This window comes from Vagococcus luciliae (assembly GCF_024637875.1).
GTDB lineage: Bacteria > Bacillota > Bacilli > Lactobacillales > Vagococcaceae > Vagococcus > Vagococcus luciliae.
On sequence record NZ_CP102451.1, the window covers coordinates 1,935,536 to 1,954,426 of the forward strand.

The window sequence follows — 18,891 nt, forward strand, 5'->3', positions numbered from 1 at the left end:
TGTTAAAGAAAGCGCTTTTAATAACGCACTTTCAGTATAAGTTCTAATGACCTTTTTTTGAAATTGATAATTTCTATAGCAGGATAAATTTTTTATGAAATGAGGAAGTTTTTATGGAGTTTAGGCAGATACGTTATTTTATCGAGATAATTAAAGCTCAAAACTATTCACACGCTGCAAAAAATCTTTTTGTTACTCAGCCAACATTATCTTGGAATATGAATAAACTACAAGAAGAATTGGGTGTTAAATTACTATATCAAGTAGGTAATAAGGTCATGCCTACCACAGCAGGAAGTATCTTATTTAACAAAGGACAAGAAATTTTAGAAGATATTGAACGACTCACTACTGAGATTGAAACAGATAACACATTAGAAAAAAAAGAATTAGTCCTTGGATCAAATGCTGTCATATCACCTGTATTCATGCCATTAATCGAAAAATTTATGGCTATTTACCCAAATTTTTCGATTACTATAGAAGAACAAGGATCAATCAAAACCCAAAAGAAAGTGGCCAAAGGTGAATTAGAAATAGGCATTGTGTCATTTCCTATTAAAGAAGAAAATTTAGAAATTGAACGAAATATTTTTCATACTATGAAGTATGATGCATCAATTTTAATGAGGGATGATCATCCATTAGCTTCAAAAAAATCTCTCAATTTAAAAGATTTAAAAGACTACACCTTCTCATCTATGAGCAAAGACTATGTGTTGTGGCATGTGCTTCAAGGTATGACACGAGATGTTGGCTTTATACCAAAAATTGATATTATGAGTAATAACCATGAAGTATTAGTCAATAATATTATGAAAAACAATACGTTAGCTCTGTTACCCATTCAGTTAAAAGATTTTTATGACAATTCTCCACTAACTTGGGTACCTATTAAAGATAAAATTAAACCATTTGATATTGTCGTGATTCATAAGAAGAACACGCCACTTAGCCCTGCAGCGGCATTATGCTTAGAATTCCTTACCAATCAAAAAATAATAAATGATTAACTAAATCTATAGACCTATCAATTATACTAATTAGAACAATAACACCCTTCATCTTATACTGTACTTATCAGGGTATAAGGAGGAAAAAAAATGAAGAAAATTATGATGATGGGTGCTAGAGAAGATGAAAAACAGTTTGCTGATAAATGGGCTAAAGAAAATAATGTCGAAGTTGTTTTAACTAATGAGGTACTTAATGAAGAAACTTATCACTTGTTAAAAGGATTTGATGGTTTAAGTCTCCAACAAACAATGGGGATTTCAAATGATATTTATGCCCAACTGAGTAAAGATGGCTTTAAACAAATTGCTCAACGGTCAGCCGGTATTGATATGTACAACTTAGATGTTGCAAAAGAAAATAATATTTTAATTACGAATGTGCCAGCTTACTCCCCAAACTCTGTCGCTGAGTTTGCAGTTGGAAGCGTTCTAAATTGTTTAAGACATACAAAATTAATTAATAAACGAGTGACAAATCATAATTTTAGTTGGGATAAATCAATCTTGTCTAAAGAAGTCAGAGAATTAACGATTGGAATATTAGGGACTGGTCGTATTGGTCAGTTAACAGCTGAGATGCTCAAAGGCTTTGGTGCAACGTTGATTGGTTATGATCTTTATAAAAATAAATCATTGGAAGCTATTTTAACATATGAAGATAATTTTAATACGTTTTTAGCATCATGTGATGTCATTTCTATTCATATGCCTCTAACAGAAGAAAATTATCATTTATTTAATGAAGAAACCTTTGCAAAAATGAAGCCTGGTTCTATTTTAATTAACGCTTCTCGCGGTGCAATTGTTAACACAAACGATTTAATTAAGGCTCTGGACTCACATCAATTAGCATCTTGTGCACTTGATACTTACGAAAATGAAATGCCTTTTGTGACAAAAGATTTTAATAATAAACCTATTAATGACCCGGTGTTAGAAGAATTAATACAACGAGATGATGTTATTTATACTCCCCATATTGCTTTTTACACTGAAACAGCTGTCACAAATTTAGTGTCAGGTGCACTTGATTCATGTTTAGCCATATTAAATGGTGAAAGACCGCAAACAATTGTTAATCTATAAATAAAAAAAGCCATCCGTTTCCGCTGATGGCTTTTTAGTATCTCTAGAAAAATTATTTCTGTATATACCGTAAAGACACTCGATAAAAAAACTGATAACTAAAACATAAAACCTTCGCATAATTTAATAGAGTTATTATACGTTGTTCACTTACATTTCTATCATCAGTTTATTGTTTTCTAATACTTTTTTCAATTATTTTCTCAATATAAATAATGACATAGTATCCTTTTAAATACCAAATTCTATTGCCCTATCTAAATTTTCAAGTCACTAAAAAACAGTAGATTTTCCTACTGTTTTTTCATCTCTTGTAATTTTTCTTGATATTTAGGTACTGCTGATTCACTACAATACACATAATGATCTTCACTAATTTCTCTTAATGATAAATCTGTAGCAGTTGTTTTTTCAGGTTTGTAAGTAGTCCTTACTCTATGACGTTCATACTCAGGGTCAGGTAATGGAATGGCGGATAATAAGCTTTCTGTGTAAGGATGTAATCCATACTTATAAATCTCCTCTGCACTTCCAACTTCTACCAATTTTCCATAATACATCACCCCTATACGATCACTGATATATTTAACCATTGATAAATCATGGGCAATAAACAAATAAGTCAGTTGTTGTTTTTCTTGCAACTCTTGTAATAAATTGACAACCTGTGCTTGAATAGAAACATCCAAAGCAGAAATTGGTTCATCACAAATAATAAATTTAGGTTCAACCGCAAGAGCTCGCGCGATTCCAATACGTTGACGTTGACCTCCTGAAAATTCATGTGGATAACGTGTCCCATGACTTGGGTCAAGACCAACAAGTTTTAATAATTCATCTACTCGTTTATTTCGTTCACCTACATTTTTGGCTAACTTATGAATATCAATGCCTTCTGCTATAATATCTCGTACTTTCATACGAGGATTTAAAGAAGCATATGGGTCTTGATAAATCATTTGAACATCACGTCTAAATTGATTCATACGATCACGACCATTTATTGAAGCAACATTTTCACCGTCAAAATTAATCTCACCACTTGTCGGGTTGTATAAACGGATAATACTTCGACCAGTTGTGGATTTACCACATCCAGATTCTCCAACAAGTCCAAATGTTTCGCCTTGATTAATATAAAAACTAATATCATCAACTGCTTTTACTTCATCAGAACGACCAATATTAAAATACTGTTTTAAATGTTTAACCTCTAAAAGTTTATTTCTTTTTGAAACTGTCATATACAACACTCCTTATGCAAACTTTTTCTTGTACTCTTCTTGTCGTTTGACAATCTCTAATGGCGGTGTCACTTTTGGTGCGCCTGGTGCTAATAACCAAGTAGCCGCATAATGAGTAGGTGACACTTTAAAAAATGGTGGAGCTTCGATTGTATCTATTTCCATAGCATATCGATTTCTCGGATAAAAGGCATCTCCAGTAGGTGGATCCAATAAATCAGGTGGAGAGCCTGGTATTGCATACAATTTTTCTTCTTTTGTTTCAAGTGTTGGCATAGAACTTAAAAGTCCCCATGTATAAGGATGTTGAGGATTGTAAAAAATCTCATCAGATGTTCCAATTTCAACAATTCTACCACCATACATTACAGCTACTCTATCAGCTACATTTGCTACAACACCCAAATCATGTGTAATGAAAATAATAGAGGTTTTAATTTTTTGCTGAATATCTTTCATTAATTCAATAATTTGTGCTTGAATCGTTACATCCAAAGCCGTTGTAGGTTCATCTGCTATTAAAATTTCAGGATAACATATCAATGCGATTGCAATAACAATTCTTTGACGTTGACCTCCTGAAAATTGATGTGGATAATTTTTTAATCGTTTTTCAGCATTTGGGATCCCCACTAGGTTTAATAGGTCCAATGCTCTTTCTAATGCTTCTGTCTTACTAACTTTTTTATGTTTTCTAAGAGATTCAGCTACTTGATTTCCTATATTCATTGTTGGATCAAGTGATGTCATCGGATCTTGGAAAATCATTGCAATATCTTTTCCTCGAATTGACTGCATCTCTTTCTCACTCTTATTTAATAAATTTTTACCTTTAAATAAAATATCACCATTTGTTATGCGTGCATTATTTGCTAGTAAACGCATAATTGCTCTTGAAGTGACTGATTTTCCAGATCCTGACTCTCCCACAATTGCTAAGGTTTCTCCTTTATGTAAATCAAAGTTCACCCCTCGTATAGCATGAACTTCACCAGCAAAAGTATCAAAAGAAATATTTAAATCTTTTACTTCTAATATCTTATCTACAGCCATTATGATTCCTCCTGTTAGTTGTTTAGTCATTCATCTTCGGATCAAATGCATCACGCAGTCCATCAGCAAGTAGATTAAAACAAATCATGATGACTGACAACGTAATAGCCGGTGCCCACATTAAATGAGGTAAAAATCGGAATGTTTTATACCCTTCATTTAATAATGTTCCAAGAGATGCTGTTGGAGGTGTTAATCCTAATCCAATGAAACTCAAGAAAGCTTCAAAAAATATAGCAGAAGGGATACTAAACATCATCTGTACAATAATAACACCTGAAATATTTGGTAATACATGTTTAAAAGCAATCTTTGACTGTTTTTCTCCTAATGTTGTCGCAGCTAATACATACTCTTGGTCTTTAATTTTTAACGTTTGTGCTCTAACAATACGAGCCATTGTAATCCAACCAGTAACAATCATCGCGAGAATAATTGATAACATACCTGGTTTAAAAACCATCAACATTAAAATCATGACCACCAAATTCGGAATACCTGATAATACTTCAAGTATACGCTGCATAATCGTATCAACTCGTCCGCCCTTCATTCCCGATACAAGTCCATAAATCACTCCAAATGTTAAGTCAAGTAATGCTGCTGTCAAAGCAATAATTAATGACATACGTGTACCCATCAATAGACGTGATAATTCATCACGACCTAGTCCATCTGTTCCTAAAATAAAATATTCATCTGTTGGAACTTTAGCTTGTTCGTATTTGTTCACTCGAGTTCCACCAATTACTGCTGTCCCATTAAACCCATTAATTGAAACCCCAGGTATTTTGGGTGGTAAATTAATATACTGTGGATTTTGCTTAGTTGGGTTATGTGGTGTGACCCACGTTGAACCAAAAGCAACAATAGCGATAACGATTAATAAAATCATAGAAGTAACCGCTGCTTTATTTTTTTTTAGTCGTCTCCATGAATCTTGCATAAAACTTAAAGAAGGAGCACTAATCTTTTCACTTTCAAATTTTTTTGATGGAGGTAATGGGTTAAATAGGTCTTTTGGTATATCTTTTATATTAATTTTATCCATTAATCTTTTCCTCCTTCTGTCACACGAATCCTTGGATCCACTATTCCATAAAGTAAATCTACTATCAAGATAACCACTACTAACATTGTTGAGAATAAAACTGTAACAGCCATGATAGTTGGGTAGTCATTGGTCATAATTGACTTAACAAATTGTTCCCCAATCCCTGGAATAGCAAAAATATTTTCAACAACTAATGATCCAGTCATAAGAGAAACAGCTAGAGGTCCTAACAATGTAATTAAAGGAATCAAACTGTTTCTTAAACCATGTCTAAAGACAACTTGCATACGACTAAATCCTTTTGCTTTTGCTAGTTCAATATAATCACTACTTAGTACCTCAACCATTTCCGTTCTAATAAATCGGGCAGAATCTGCTAATGGTGACATAGCAAGTGCCAACGTCGGAAGAATCGTTGATGAAAAACCTTCCCACTTGGCAATTGGCAAAATGCCAAGTTTAATGGCAAAAACATATTGTAGTAAAACGGCAAAAACAAAATTTGGTATTGATCTTCCAAGAATAGCTATTAAGGTAGCTATCGTATCAACCCAAGTATTCTGTCGCATAGCTGCAACCGTTCCTAATAATATTCCAACAAGTGTTCCAAAAATAATTGCTTGTGATCCAAGTTGAACAGATGGACCAATGCGCTCTTTTAATAATTTCGATACTGGTTGGTTTTTAAATTGAAAGGAAGTTCCAAAATCACCTTTAGCAACATTACCTATATAAAGTGCATACTGTTCAATTACCGGTTTATCTAAACCAGCTTGCTTATCTAATATTTCCCTTTGCTCAGGAGATAGCTTTTCTTGGTTAGCATATGGTGATCCAGGTAATAATTTCATTAAAAAAAATGTAATCGTTATAATTAACCATAATGTTAACAACATATAGCCTACCCGCTTAAGAAAGTACTTAGCAAAATTCCCCATTTAATTTCCTCCTATTAATTTAAAAACACATTGACTTTTACTTTTCACTTCACTTAAAATAATATTTACTATATCTTTTCAAGAAAGTGGTCATTATGCCTAAAAAAACTATCCTAACTTTACTTTTTTCATACTTCTTTGTTCCAACTTATTATATTATTACAAAAAAACCTATCACAAAAATAACCTTATCTAATGGGTATTTTTTACTAGCCTTACTTTTTTTAATTATTTCAGTAATCATTATCGTACTCTCCTCTGGTTTTTTTGATCGATTTCAAGAGCAAATGCACCAGTTAATTCATCGTAAAAAAAATAGAGAAAAGGAAGAGTTCACTCCCTTTTCTACGACATTCTCTTTTTCTCCAACTTATTGGTTAATAGTTGGTATAGTCCTAGGAGCTAGCAGTTTCCTACTAATAATTTTCTAGTCTAAGTAGTCTAGTGATTGATCTATCATTAGGCTATTTTACTTTGTATGCCCATTTATAATCATAACGAGCGCCTGCTGGATGAACCACTACATTTTTAATTTTTGGTGATCTTAAATGTGCTTCAGCAGATTGGATTAATGGAATCATTCCCATATCTTCCAGGATAATATCTTCAGCATCAACCATATCTTGCCAACGTTTTTCTGGATCCGATACGTCTGTTACACTTGCTGCTTCTACTTTTTTGTCATATTCAGTATTTGAGTATTTTCCTCTATTATATGAACTTCCTGTAACAAATAAATCAACAAAACTACTTGGATCAGCATAATCTGCTACCCAACCACCATACACTGTGCTAAAATCACCGGAGTTAGAACGATCTAAACGAACTGCAAAAGGGACTGGACTTAATTCAACGCTTAAACCATCTAACTCATCTTCAAGTGATCCTTTAATAAATTCAGTCGCTTTTTTAGTCGAATCATCATCTGAAGATAAAATACCTATTTCAAATTTATCTTTTCCTAATTCTTTTTTCGCTTTTTCCCAATAATCTTTTGCTTTTGTTGCATCATAAGAAACTTTATTCTTTGTTTCCTTTGTAAAATCTTTTTTAGTTGTCGGACTATCAGCGACACCATCTGGAACCAATCCTTCAGCAGCCACAGAACCATCTGATAAAATTTGAGTAGCTAATGCTTCACGATTAATTGAATAAGCTATTGCTTTTCTGAAATTTTCATTTTTAAAAGGTGAATCTTTTTTATCTTGATTTAACTCTAAATACCGAACACCCGCTTGTTTGTCAGTCACAAAATCTGGACTATTAGCCATTTGCTGTGCTAACTCTCCATTCAGTTTAATATCTTCAACTTGTCCATCTTCATAAAGACTTAAACTAGTTGCATCAGATTTAACCACACTTACTTTAATCTTATCTAACTTCACATTGTCCTTATCCCAATACGTATCATTTTTTTCATATGACCACTCTGTGTCTGTACCAGGTCCATCAAATTCTGCTAGCACAAAGGGACCATTATATACAGCATTTTCACTTGTTGCAGCATATTTATCTCCATATTTTTCAACAATATCTTGACGTTGTGGTAAGAATGTAGAAAATGATAGTAACTTTTCAAAATAAGGAGTTGGTCTTTCTAAAGTAATTTCTAATTCATAATCTCCAACAGCTTTAATACCTAACTCACTCTTATCTTTTTTACCAGCCGTGATTGCTTCTGCATTTTTAACTGCTCCATGTAAGTAAGCATATTCGGACTGAGTTTTTGGATCAACAGTTCGTTGCCAACCATAAACATAATCTTTTGCTGTAACTGGCTCTCCATCTGACCATTTTGAGTCTTCACGAAGCTTCACCTTATACGTTAGACCATCTTCACTAATTTTTACTTTTTCTTTTGCACCAGCTGGTTCTAACTCTTGTTTATCATTTAACCTGTAAATTCCTTCGTAAACGTTATTTAAAGCAACAGAACTAATTACATCTGTACTCAAGGATAAATCAGCCGTAGGCATCTCTTGTGGTACATTTACTGTAAAAACTTGTTCATCTGCTAATTCCTCTTTCCCACTTGTGCTATCTTCAGTTTTTGCTGTATCATTTCCACAAGCCGCTAACGCTAAAACTGTTACTGACATTAATAAATACTTCATTTTCTTTTTCATCTAGTGCTCCCCCTTTTTAAATTAAAAATAAATTAGATTATTCTAATAATATAATGAATATAATATATGATTGTGATGATAAAATCAATGATATTTCAAATTTAATTTATAAGAGATTTATTTTACTATATTAAAAGACTTTTAAATAATCATTTAGCATAGCATTTCATTTCATAAATAATAAAACTTTCGGCAAAATGAATGTAAACTCATTTTGCCGAAAGTTTTATTATTTATTCTTACCAAATTTTGCTCTAATCCCCCGTTTAACAACATCCATAAATCCAAGCGATTGAACCATTCTTTCTGGATTAACATACTCTCTTATAGCACGTAAGACCATTTTAGGTTTTTTAGAAGAAAAAGTATAGGTTCCATTTTTTTTAGTCTGAATAGCATATCTTGGAATCCATTTACCTTTAAACATAACAGAAGCAATAACATAATCAACTTCTTCCCAAGGTATTTGAATAAATTTTCTTGGATCACGTCCATGATAAAATTCAAACCCCTTATCACCTATCATAATCTCCCCATAATCTGTCAAACCAGTAAATGCTGTTGCATCTATTACTAAATCGATTTTTGTATTAAGAGACTGAACCATCAAGTCACTTCCTTTACTTTTCACTTTTCTTTTAACACTATATCAAAAAATAGCTACTATTTAAAAAAAGAGGCCTATATAAGACCTCTTAAAACTTATTTTTTATAGTAACCCAATCACATGACCTAAGATACCAACAACGAATAAACCGATGATAATAACAATTGGACTTACTTTTTTCTTAAGTAACCACATACAGAAGAATGTTAATAATAATGGTGCTAAACCTGGAATTAATTGATCCAGGTTATTTTGTAATGTTGTCACTTTAACATCACTTAACGCTCTACCTTGTGCGACTTCTTCAAAAGCTTGTCTAACGCCTGCCATACCACTTGGTAGATTAGCCCAATCAACAAAAGCTCCTTTATCAAGAGGCACTTTGGAAACAATTGGTTTAAAGTCTATTGATACCCAACGTTCTACTAAGGCTGCTAAGACAAACATCCCTAAAATAGAAGCACCTTTTGTCACATCTTGTAATAAACCACCTGATAAGTCATCTGTAATTTTTGATCCAGCACGGTAACCAAATTCTTGTGTGTACCACATAAATCCCCAACGAATTAAGTTCCAAGCCACAAAGAAAATAATTGGACCAAGAATACTACCACCTAATGCAAGAGATGCACCAAGCGCTCCAAGCATTGGACGTAGCGTAAACCAGAAAACAGGATCTCCAACACCGGCTAATGGTCCCATCATCCCAACTTTAACCCCTTGAATTGCCACGTCATCAATTTCAGATCCATTAGCTCTTTCTTCTTCTAAAGCCAATGTTACACCTAAAATAGGAGAAGCAATATATGGATGTGTGTTAAAGAATTCTAAGTGACGTTTTAATGCGTCTGATTGTTCTTCTTTTGTTTTGTATAATTTTTTGATTGCTGGAATCATTGAGAATGCCCAACCACCATTTTGCATACGTTCATAGTTCCAAGAACCTTGGATAAATGTTGAACGCCAAGCAACAGTCAAGCGATCTTTTTTTGATAGTTCTATCTTTTCTGCCATTTTTTCTTTCCTCCTAAATTAGTAATCATTTAAAATATCGCCTAATGGGTCACCTGTGTTACTTCCTCCACCTGAAGATGAAGAACCACCCATTTTAGATAAGTTAATATAAATTAACGCAAATGCCACACCTAATGCACCTAATCCCATTAACGTAATATCAGAAACTGCGGCAATAACAAATCCCATTGCAAAGAATGGCCATACCTCTTTTGTTGCCATCATGTTAATAACCATAGCGTAACCTACCGCTACAACCATTCCCCCACCAATTGCCATACCTTCAGTTAACCAAGCTGGCATTGATTCTAAAAAGTGTTGCACCGTTTCAGCTGGAATAAATAAAAGTGCTGCAGCTGGAATGGCAATACGAATTCCTTGCATACATACAGCCATAATGTGTAAGCGTTCAATTTTACCCATATTTCCTTCTTCGGCTGCTTTATCCATCATATGAACGATTGGTACAGCTAATGTACGGACAATCATTGTTAAGAATAATCCAGCGACTGCTAATGGAATAGCGACTGCGATTGATGATGACACTGCATCTTTAACAGAAATTGATTGAGCTCCTAATGCTTTAACTAAAATAATAGCAGATGCTACTGAAGCAAGTGCTGCATCTGGTGCCACTGCTGCTCCAATATTTGCCCAACCTAGAGCGATCATTTGTAATGATCCTCCTAAAAGAATTCCTGCTTCCAAGTGACCTGTAACTAATCCAATTAATGTACATGCAATCAATGGTTGATGAAATTGAAATTCATCTAAAATACCTTCCATACCTGCGAAAAAGGCTACAATAATAACTAAAATGACTGATATAACAGACATGATATCCCTCCTATAAATGTTTTATTTTCCTAAATCAGTTTTTGCTTTTTTAACCAACTCATCCATATTAGCTCGTGAATCATTTGGTACTTTACGAACATCAAATTTAACACCATCAGCTTTTAATTGCTCAAAAGCTTTAACGTCATCTTGTCCCATAGAAAGGACTTTATTTACTACAACTTTTCCAACAGAGTGGGCAAGTGACCCAACATTTACTTCGTCAATCTTCACGCCACCATCAATAACACGAACAACATCTGCCGGATTTTCAAATAACAATAACGCACGTGTTCCACCAAAACGTGGATCTTTTGCAATTTCTATCATTTTTTTCACGGGAATAACATTTGCTTTTACTCCTGGTGGTGCTGCTTGTTCGATTAGTTTCTTACGTAAATCATCTTTTGCAACTGAATCCGATACCACAATGATACGTGTTGGATTGGTTGCTTTTGTCCAAGCTGTTGCCACCTGACCATGTAATAATCGTGAATCAATACGTGCCAACACAAATTTGATTTTCCCATCACCAATGACTGTTCCTGGTGGGATTGAACCCATTTGTGCTTCTGGTTGAGCAACTTCATTTTTCTCTTCTTCTGGTTCAAGTTCTTCTGGGCGAACTTTGATTCCATCTTTTCCTGTTGTTACAATTTGAGACGCGATTTTATGAGCGCTTGTTTCTGATAATCTCATCGCATATGCTTCAATTAACATTGGTAAGTTTAATCCGCTGACAATTGCCCAATGGTCCTTATGTTCTTCAAATAGTGTATTTGCTTGATTAAATGGTGTACCTCCCCATAAATCAACTAAAAAAAGGACTTCCTCTTGCTGATCAAATGTGTCAATTGCTTCGATAATTTTTCTTTTAACATCATCTGGACCTTCACTAGGCATCAATGTAACGGCTTTAACATTTTCTTGTTCACCAAAAATCATTGAACCAGATTGCAAGATTCCTTTAGCAAACTCACCATGACTTGCTAAAATAATTCCAACCATATTTGTGACCTCCTATTTTATATCATTTTCTTTTTGTCAGTTTTTAATTGATTCTTTTTTAATAAATGAATCAAATCAACAGGACTATCAGAAACAACTTTTCTGACATCAATAGTTATTCCTTGATTACTTAAAAAAACAAAAGCTTCCTCATCTTTGTCATCTATTGCCACAGCGTTGGTTATCATATGTTTACCAGTTTGATAACTCATTCCACCAACATTGAGTGTTTCAATTTTCACACCAGATTCTACCACTTTTTTAACGTCTGAAGGATTCGTAAATAATAGCATTGCTTTAATAGAATCATTAAATCGTGGATCATGATAGATTTCTATCATTTTTTTCACTGGAATCACATTAACAACAATGTTAGGTGGTGCTGCTTGAATAAGTAATGTTTTTCTAAGGGCATCCTGTGCCACATCATCACTAACAACAAGAATACGATTTATTTTTGAATGTTTTGTCCAGACTGTAGCAACCTGTCCATGAATCAATCTGTCATCAATACGAACTAATCGAATATCCATATGATGCCTCCTTTTCTTCATTTTAAACATTCTATAAATATATAAGCAAAATTCATGCCAACTTTTCAAAAAACTATTAAATCAGTTAATAAAGCACAAAAAAGATACACTTAGAACAGTGTATCTTTAGTGTATATATACTATAAACTTAATTGATTCTCTATAATATTGACAACATACACTAACTCATCATTTGGTATTTCTAGCTGAAACAATTGTTCTAATAAACTTAGACTTGATTTTAATGAATCAATATAGTTCTTGTTCTCTAATTGATTTAATTCTGAGGTAGTTGCTGACAGCGTATCATTTCTTAATATGCGTTCAACCATTCCAGATAAGTGCATGGTTAAAGAGATATAAAAAGAATACTCTTTTTTATTTGATAAAATATTTCGATCAACCTTCTGACAAATTGTCCACAATGGCTCAATTAATTTAGTCGCATTAATAAAAGTGTAATAATCATTAATATAATCTACACATGTTTTTTTAGCCTTATCTTCAGTTAACGTAAATTCTTCGTCAGATGTAAATGTATGAGATACGATATTTCCAATAAATGACGGACCTTCTTTAGAAAATAGTTGATCCATTGTAATAAACGGAACGGATAAATTAGGATTCTTAATTCCTGTACTTGCTAATAAATGGTATTTTTCCTGTACCAATGGTAATGTCGTTTCTAAATCTACTATTGACATTGTGATTACGTCAATATCTTCTTCCATATATAAAGTAAGGTAATCATTGATTAATTCCTTCATTCGCTGTGCTGTCCCTTGCCCCGATGCACAAATAGCCAATATTGCTTGTGGTTTGTCCTTTTCAACGCTTACTTCAGATGTATCCTTTGCATGGTATCCGTGAAAATAACTTAGAGATTGATATAAATCTGTTAAATCTCCTTCAAGTAAACTCGCTTTTCTACCGGCTTCCAAAACTAATGCTGTTGTCACCATGTCAATAATTTTAACATTAATAGCAGTTTTTTCTTTTATATCCTCTGTAAAAGTTGTCAAAGATCCCATATCTACTAGCAACAATACTCCGCTTCCTTCATCTACTTCACTTACTTCATGTATGACTTTATCTAATGCTTCAGTAGGAGACATGTCAAGAGGCATATCTACGGCACGAATATTATTTACTTTTAACAGCTGACTGACAACTTCCACCATACTTGAAGCAGTACTTCTACCATGAGCTGCAACAACAATCCCTATTCTCCCATCCTTCGCTGATTCATTTAAAGAAATCAACAAAACAGTTAAATAATTGATTTCAGATTGAGGCAATATAACCTGATGTTCCTCTTCAATAATTTGCTTAAACACTTTTGCCACATGATGTTCTTTCGGATATGTTTCTATCATTTTAATGATATTTTCATCATTTCCAGTTTCTATTTGGATACCTTCTTTATAACGATTCAAAAAAGAGCTAATGTGAAGGCCAATTGCATATAAAAAATTTTGTTCAAATTTGTAACCTGCTTGTTCCACAGCGTATTGATACAACATACGCGTTGTTTTAATAACTTTACTATCAATGATTTCTCCTAATTTATTTTCTGAATCAAAATTAAAGCCATGATTACGGTAAAATGATTTCAAGTGAACGTTAATATCCGTTGTAATAAAATGATTGATGGCTTCTTGGTTAAACCCATCTTCTTTTAATAATGCTGCTTTATCACCAATGATTTCATATAAATTATAAGGTAGTTCATAACTATCCCCTTCATAAGTCTCAAACGATTCATTAGGCGAAATTATCATTTTTGATTCTAATAACTGTGTCAACTCAGCCATTGTATGTCGATCACTGGCTAAATGTACGAGTCCTTCTTTTATCCCATCATTTAATTCATCCATCGTAATCGTGACATCCTGTTGATCCATGTGTTTTAAAAATGACTGTGCCGTGACAAGTTGAACATTCGATTTCAATTGCCCTACATTTCCATATGACACACTTCCAATCAATGCTTTTATCACGTCTTCCGTTAAAATAATTCGTCGATTAATACGTTGTGCTTCAATAATCATCATATTTTTTACTAATTCGACTTTTTCTTTTGCACTTCTTTCCTTAAAGTTTGGAAGTTTAATAGTAATAGGAATTCGCCTAACAAATGTATTCAACAGAGCTGAGTTAGGGTCTTCTGTTGTGGCACAGATAATACGGACATTTGCTTCTCTTGTTTTAGTCGACTCTCCTAATTTTGAATATTTTCCATTATCCATAAAATAAAAAATCATTTCTTGTCCCTCTGGTGGCAATCGATGAATTTCATCTAAAAATAAATACCCATTATTTGCTAAAGTCATCAAACCATCTTTTTCTTCATCTGCTCCTGTAAAAGCTCCCTTTATATGACCAAATAAATGACTCATTAATAATTCTGGATTACTAGCATAGTCTGCACAATTAAATACTACTAATTCTTTATTCTCATCTATTATCTGTTGCTGTTTAGCATATTGAAACATAGTATGAGCAAAGTAGGTTTTTCCAGATCCTGTTGGACCTGTAATCAAACAATTTAATCCATTTGGTGGATATAAAATAGCCGCTTTTGCTTGCATGATAGCATTCTTCATACTACCCTTAATGCCAATAATTCGTTTAAAAATATCATCAGAATAAATTAAATTAGATTTAGAAAGTTTTGTCGCATCAGTTTCTTCTTGATAACTTGGAACATACTTTGATAGGGGTTCATGTTGAAAAATCGATTTGACAACATATCTGACTGGCCTACCATCTAACTTTTCTACAATTCCTTCTCTTACTAATGTATTTAGATCTTTACTAGCATTACTACGCTGAATTTTTAAAAATTCAGCAACTTCTTTTGTTGTAACTCCAGATTCGCTAGCTAAATTGGTAGGGGAAAGATTCTTTGTTTGGTTAACAACATAATTATAAACCTGATCAATTCGTTTCATTTGTTTCCTCCTATAAATGATACACTAATATCATTGTATACTAGTGTATTATTACAGCAAAATTAAAATCGCTTTTTTATGTCTCTTTTATATAAAACGATTGTAAAAAAAACTAATCTCTAAAAAAAGAGACTCGATTATCGAGACTCTTAAAACACTAATTATTTAACAAATTTCGCTGATTGTTCTCCAGCTTGACGACCAAATACAATGATATCACCGACTGAATTTCCACCAATACGATTACTTCCATGTAATCCACCAGTCACTTCTCCTGCAGCATACAATCCAGTAATTGGTTGATTGTCTTTATTCAGCACTTCTGTTTTATCATTGATTTTTACACCACCCATTGTGTAATGGATACCTGGTGCGATTTTAATAGCATAGTATGGACCTTTGTTTAACTCATTATCCATACCAGTCTCACGAGAAAATTCTTTATCAGATTTTGCTTCTACTGCTTTGTTCCAATCAGTCACAGTTGTATCAAGTGTTTTACCATCCATATCAATTTCTTTAGCTAATGCTTCAATTGAATCAGCAGATTTTACAAATCCTTGTTTTTCATAAAAGTTAATTGCTTTGACTCTTTCTTTCACTCCAGCATCAAAAATTAAGTAAGCGGATTTTTCAGGTAAAGCTGTAATAGCAGCAGATACATTATCACGTGTGCCCATTTCATTTGTGAATCGTTTACCTTCTTGACTAACTAAAATACCACCTTCACCACGAACAGCTTCACCGATCAATACTCCTTTGTCTTGTTGAACAGTTGGGTGAATTTGGATTTGATCCATATCAACTGTTTGTCCTCCAAGTTTTTCAATCATGCGAATACCATCACCGGTACTGCCTTCTTGATTTGTTGTGACATACCCTTTAAGTTCAGGTTTTTCTTTTTCTAGCATTTCTGGATTAGCTCCATATCCACCAGTTGTCACAACAACAGCTTTACCATGCACTTCTTTTTCTTTGCCTTCAACCGTTACTTTAACGCCATCAACTGTTGAATCATTTTCTAAAATCTCCGTTACATCAGCGTTAACAAAAATTGGAATGTCTTTTTCATGAATATTATTTAATAATCCATGAACTAAGTATTCACCAACTGCTGATCCATCTTCAGGTCTATGAGTTCTTTTTTCACTCATCCCACCAGTGATAGTCAAGTTGTTTAATTTAATACCCATTGAATCTAACCAATCAATGGCACTTGCTGAATGATCAACATAGTAACGTAATAATTCTTTATCGTTTGTTCCGTGTCCACCTTTAAGTGTTTCTTCATAGAATTTATCATTTGAATCTTTAATGCCAGCTTCTTTTTGATATTTTGTTTCTGAAGCATTCATTCCACTTGAAGCTTTCATTGTGTTCCCACCAGCTACTGGCATTTTTTCTAAAATAACTGGATTTTTACCATCTTCTTTAGCTTGTAGAGCCGCTGACATTCCTGCTCCACCAGCGCCAACAATAATAATATCATACTCATTTTTTAAATCTTTCGGATCAGTGTATTTTTGTTCTGACGCACCAGATGTAACATCTGATGTACTTGATTTTGTTGATGTACTTTGTGCTGTTTTATCAGCTGTTTTTTGTCCCCCACAACCAGATAGCATCATTAAAGTAGCAAAACTAATGGTTAATGATTTGAATAGTTTACTTTTCATAAATCTAATCCCCTTTTTTAATTGTTAAATTACTAACATGCTTAGAAAATAATACCCTAAATCTGCTATTTTAACAACAAAAAGTTTAACGATTATTTCACAACTTATTCTTTTTTAATGAAGATAAGGCTTTTTTCATTTGTTATTTAAAAAAGTATTTTATTTAATCTATCATAACGTATTTACATTGATATATGCTCTTAACTAATTTATCCAATTCTTCGTAATCTCTTAAAGTTAACGGAAAATCAAAATATTGGATCGTTGAAGCCATACAGCCATTGCAATCAAAAATATTTGAAACATTTGTTAATATAACATCTGCTTCTTTAGCGTCACATGTATCAATAAATTCAATATGGTATTTTCCAGAATAACGATATGTAATATCTCTTTCTAATAACGTTTTCGTTAAATATGGCAAATCACATTCTAATAAAATACAAATGGTCGGTTCAAAATAGGTCAATGGTTTAATCATAGAAAATAATAGCATGTATTTTTGAACTAAAAAACGCTTTTGTAAAAATATCGAATCATTAGTTTGATTATAAACCTTATCCACTAGACAATGTAACTCTGAATATAGTACGGTGTATTTTTCCTGTGTATCATCCAACATATAACGTCCATCCATTGTCAAAGATACATGATGAAATAATTTACAAAATAGATGGGTACAAAACGTTGTTAGAAAAAAAGACTCATAATAGTTTTTGGGAATAGGCAATAGTTCTTGATGGAATGTCTCAACCAGTGAGTTGGTTACAGCAAATACATCCGAGTTATTTTTTTTATGATAAGCCAACACTTGTCTTGTTAAATTGTCACATTGATAGATATTCATTCTAAGTTGAATTAGTAGTAAATAAAAATAAATTTCAGCTGTTAATTTTTGCTGTCTTTTTAAAAAAAGAAGTTCTAAAAAGGGAGCTTGATTTAAAATCTGATTAATATTGACATAATCTTTCCATTCAGCTTCAAATGTAACTACGTGATTTTTGCCTAATCTGAACAAATTAATAGCTAGCATATAAGCAAGTTGTTTCCTTTGTGTTTGAGTCAAACACATCTCTAATGCTTGATTCAACTCATCGACTACTTCATAAACCTTTAATTGACTAACTTGTTTAAAGGGCCAGTCATTTCCTTTAAAACCATACCATGTTAAATAATAAGTCAACAATCGAATTTGTTTTTCTTCTCCCACTATCCTAAAATTAATATTGGATAAAGACAAATGATATCTTTTCAAATAATGACGAATTTTTTTAAGTCCTTTTCTGACCTTACTCTCACTGATAAAATGATCCATTGAATACTTGGTCACTGATTGGAACTCTTCAAAAAATATTTGTTTTAACATCATAAAAGTTTCATCTTGTTCTAAGACTAATTGTTTAAATCGATTCAATCCTTGACCTTTAGGGGTTTCTAGGTAGACACCTCTATATTTTTCGTAACTTAAATACAATCTGTCCTCTTCTTTTTCGTCTTTATTAAACTGTTCAATGCAATCTTTTAATTGAATCACATAGCGTTGAATGGTTCTTTCCACAACATTCAATTTTTCACTAATATCATGCATGCTATACCATTCATTTTTTTCTGATATGATTGAAAAAATAGATAAAATATTTCGACTATTTGCATCTAATAACATAAATAAATCTGTTTCCATATTTCAATAGCTCCTATATCTTATGACAGTAAACAAAGTGACAGACCAAGTAAAAGGTACAAAT

General features: G+C 32.8%; 16 protein-coding genes. 3 read left to right on the forward strand and 13 right to left on the reverse strand.

All coding sequences use genetic code 11. The features are described 5' to 3' along the window. Positions 1-113: 113 nt before the first annotated feature. Both G314FT_RS09415 and G314FT_RS09420 read left to right on the forward strand, forming a co-directional pair. A complete protein-coding gene (locus G314FT_RS09415; protein WP_257700991.1) occupies positions 114-1,013 on the forward strand; it encodes a LysR family transcriptional regulator in 900 nt (299 codons plus the stop codon). Positions 1,014-1,103: 90 nt separating this feature from the next. After that, positions 1,104-2,102, forward strand: coding sequence for a D-2-hydroxyacid dehydrogenase (locus tag G314FT_RS09420; protein ID WP_257700993.1), 999 nt, complete (start codon positions 1,104-1,106; stop codon positions 2,100-2,102). A 293-nt stretch (positions 2,103-2,395) separates the two neighbouring features. Here the strand turns inward: G314FT_RS09420 and G314FT_RS09425 are convergent, their stop codons facing one another. From G314FT_RS09425 to opp3b, 4 genes are read right to left on the reverse strand one after another with little or no spacing between them, the layout of a single operon-like run. Next, positions 2,396-3,346 carry an ABC transporter ATP-binding protein gene (locus tag G314FT_RS09425; RefSeq protein WP_257700995.1) on the reverse strand — a complete coding sequence of 317 codons (951 nt, stop codon included), beginning with the start codon at positions 3,344-3,346 and terminating at the stop codon, positions 2,396-2,398. Between the two features lie 12 nt (positions 3,347-3,358). After that, positions 3,359-4,399 (reverse strand): ABC transporter ATP-binding protein, encoded by a 1,041-nt coding sequence (locus G314FT_RS09430; protein ID WP_257700997.1) that lies wholly within the window; start codon positions 4,397-4,399, stop codon positions 3,359-3,361. 22 nt (positions 4,400-4,421) lie between these two features. Beyond that, complete coding sequence (gene opp3C / locus G314FT_RS09435; protein WP_257700998.1) at positions 4,422-5,450, reverse strand: oligopeptide ABC transporter permease; 1,029 nt, start codon at positions 5,448-5,450, stop codon at positions 4,422-4,424. Continuing rightward, the gene (gene opp3b, locus G314FT_RS09440; protein ID WP_257700999.1) at positions 5,450-6,391 is read right to left on the reverse strand and encodes an oligopeptide ABC transporter permease; all 942 of its coding nucleotides are present in this window, start codon (positions 6,389-6,391) and stop codon (positions 5,450-5,452) included. The genes opp3C and opp3b overlap by 1 nt, the downstream gene beginning before the upstream one ends. A gap of 95 nt (positions 6,392-6,486) precedes the next feature. Between opp3b and G314FT_RS10575 the strand changes: the two genes are divergently transcribed. Next, a complete protein-coding gene (locus tag G314FT_RS10575) occupies positions 6,487-6,822 on the forward strand; it encodes a DUF3899 domain-containing protein (RefSeq protein ID WP_423837504.1) in 336 nt (111 codons plus the stop codon). A gap of 33 nt (positions 6,823-6,855) precedes the next feature. On the opposite strand, the gene G314FT_RS09445 is transcribed toward G314FT_RS10575, so the two are convergent. The 9 genes from G314FT_RS09445 to G314FT_RS09485 all read right to left on the reverse strand — a co-directional run bounded on the left by G314FT_RS09445 (position 6,856) and on the right by G314FT_RS09485 (position 18,827). Then, the gene (locus G314FT_RS09445; RefSeq protein ID WP_257701001.1) at positions 6,856-8,517 is read right to left on the reverse strand and encodes a peptide ABC transporter substrate-binding protein; all 1,662 of its coding nucleotides are present in this window, start codon (positions 8,515-8,517) and stop codon (positions 6,856-6,858) included. A gap of 229 nt (positions 8,518-8,746) precedes the next feature. Beyond that, positions 8,747-9,124 carry a DUF956 family protein gene (locus G314FT_RS09450; RefSeq protein ID WP_257701003.1) on the reverse strand — a complete coding sequence of 126 codons (378 nt, stop codon included), beginning with the start codon at positions 9,122-9,124 and terminating at the stop codon, positions 8,747-8,749. A 102-nt stretch (positions 9,125-9,226) separates the two neighbouring features. After that, on the reverse strand, positions 9,227-10,138 hold the full coding sequence (locus G314FT_RS09455; RefSeq protein WP_257701005.1) for a PTS system mannose/fructose/sorbose family transporter subunit IID: 912 nt from the start codon (positions 10,136-10,138) through the stop codon (positions 9,227-9,229). An 18-nt stretch (positions 10,139-10,156) separates the two neighbouring features. Further along, positions 10,157-10,975 (reverse strand): PTS mannose/fructose/sorbose transporter subunit IIC, encoded by an 819-nt coding sequence (locus tag G314FT_RS09460; RefSeq protein WP_125957540.1) that lies wholly within the window; start codon positions 10,973-10,975, stop codon positions 10,157-10,159. Between the two features lie 21 nt (positions 10,976-10,996). Then, on the reverse strand, positions 10,997-11,983 hold the full coding sequence (locus G314FT_RS09465) for a mannose/fructose/sorbose PTS transporter subunit IIA (RefSeq protein WP_257701013.1): 987 nt from the start codon (positions 11,981-11,983) through the stop codon (positions 10,997-10,999). Positions 11,984-12,000: 17 nt separating this feature from the next. Further along, positions 12,001-12,516 (reverse strand): mannose/fructose/sorbose PTS transporter subunit IIB, encoded by a 516-nt coding sequence (locus G314FT_RS09470; RefSeq protein WP_257701015.1) that lies wholly within the window; start codon positions 12,514-12,516, stop codon positions 12,001-12,003. Between the two features lie 140 nt (positions 12,517-12,656). Further along, entirely contained in the window at positions 12,657-15,470 is a 2,814-nt protein-coding gene (locus tag G314FT_RS09475; RefSeq protein ID WP_257701017.1) for a sigma-54-dependent transcriptional regulator, read from the reverse strand. A gap of 161 nt (positions 15,471-15,631) precedes the next feature. Further along, positions 15,632-17,146: a flavocytochrome c gene (locus G314FT_RS09480; protein ID WP_423837505.1), complete on the reverse strand. Its 1,515-nt coding sequence runs from the start codon at positions 17,144-17,146 to the stop codon at positions 15,632-15,634. 163 nt (positions 17,147-17,309) lie between these two features. After that, on the reverse strand, positions 17,310-18,827 hold the full coding sequence (locus G314FT_RS09485; RefSeq protein ID WP_257701019.1) for an AcpB/EbpR/MafR family transcriptional regulator: 1,518 nt from the start codon (positions 18,825-18,827) through the stop codon (positions 17,310-17,312). Positions 18,828-18,891 lie beyond the last annotated feature (64 nt).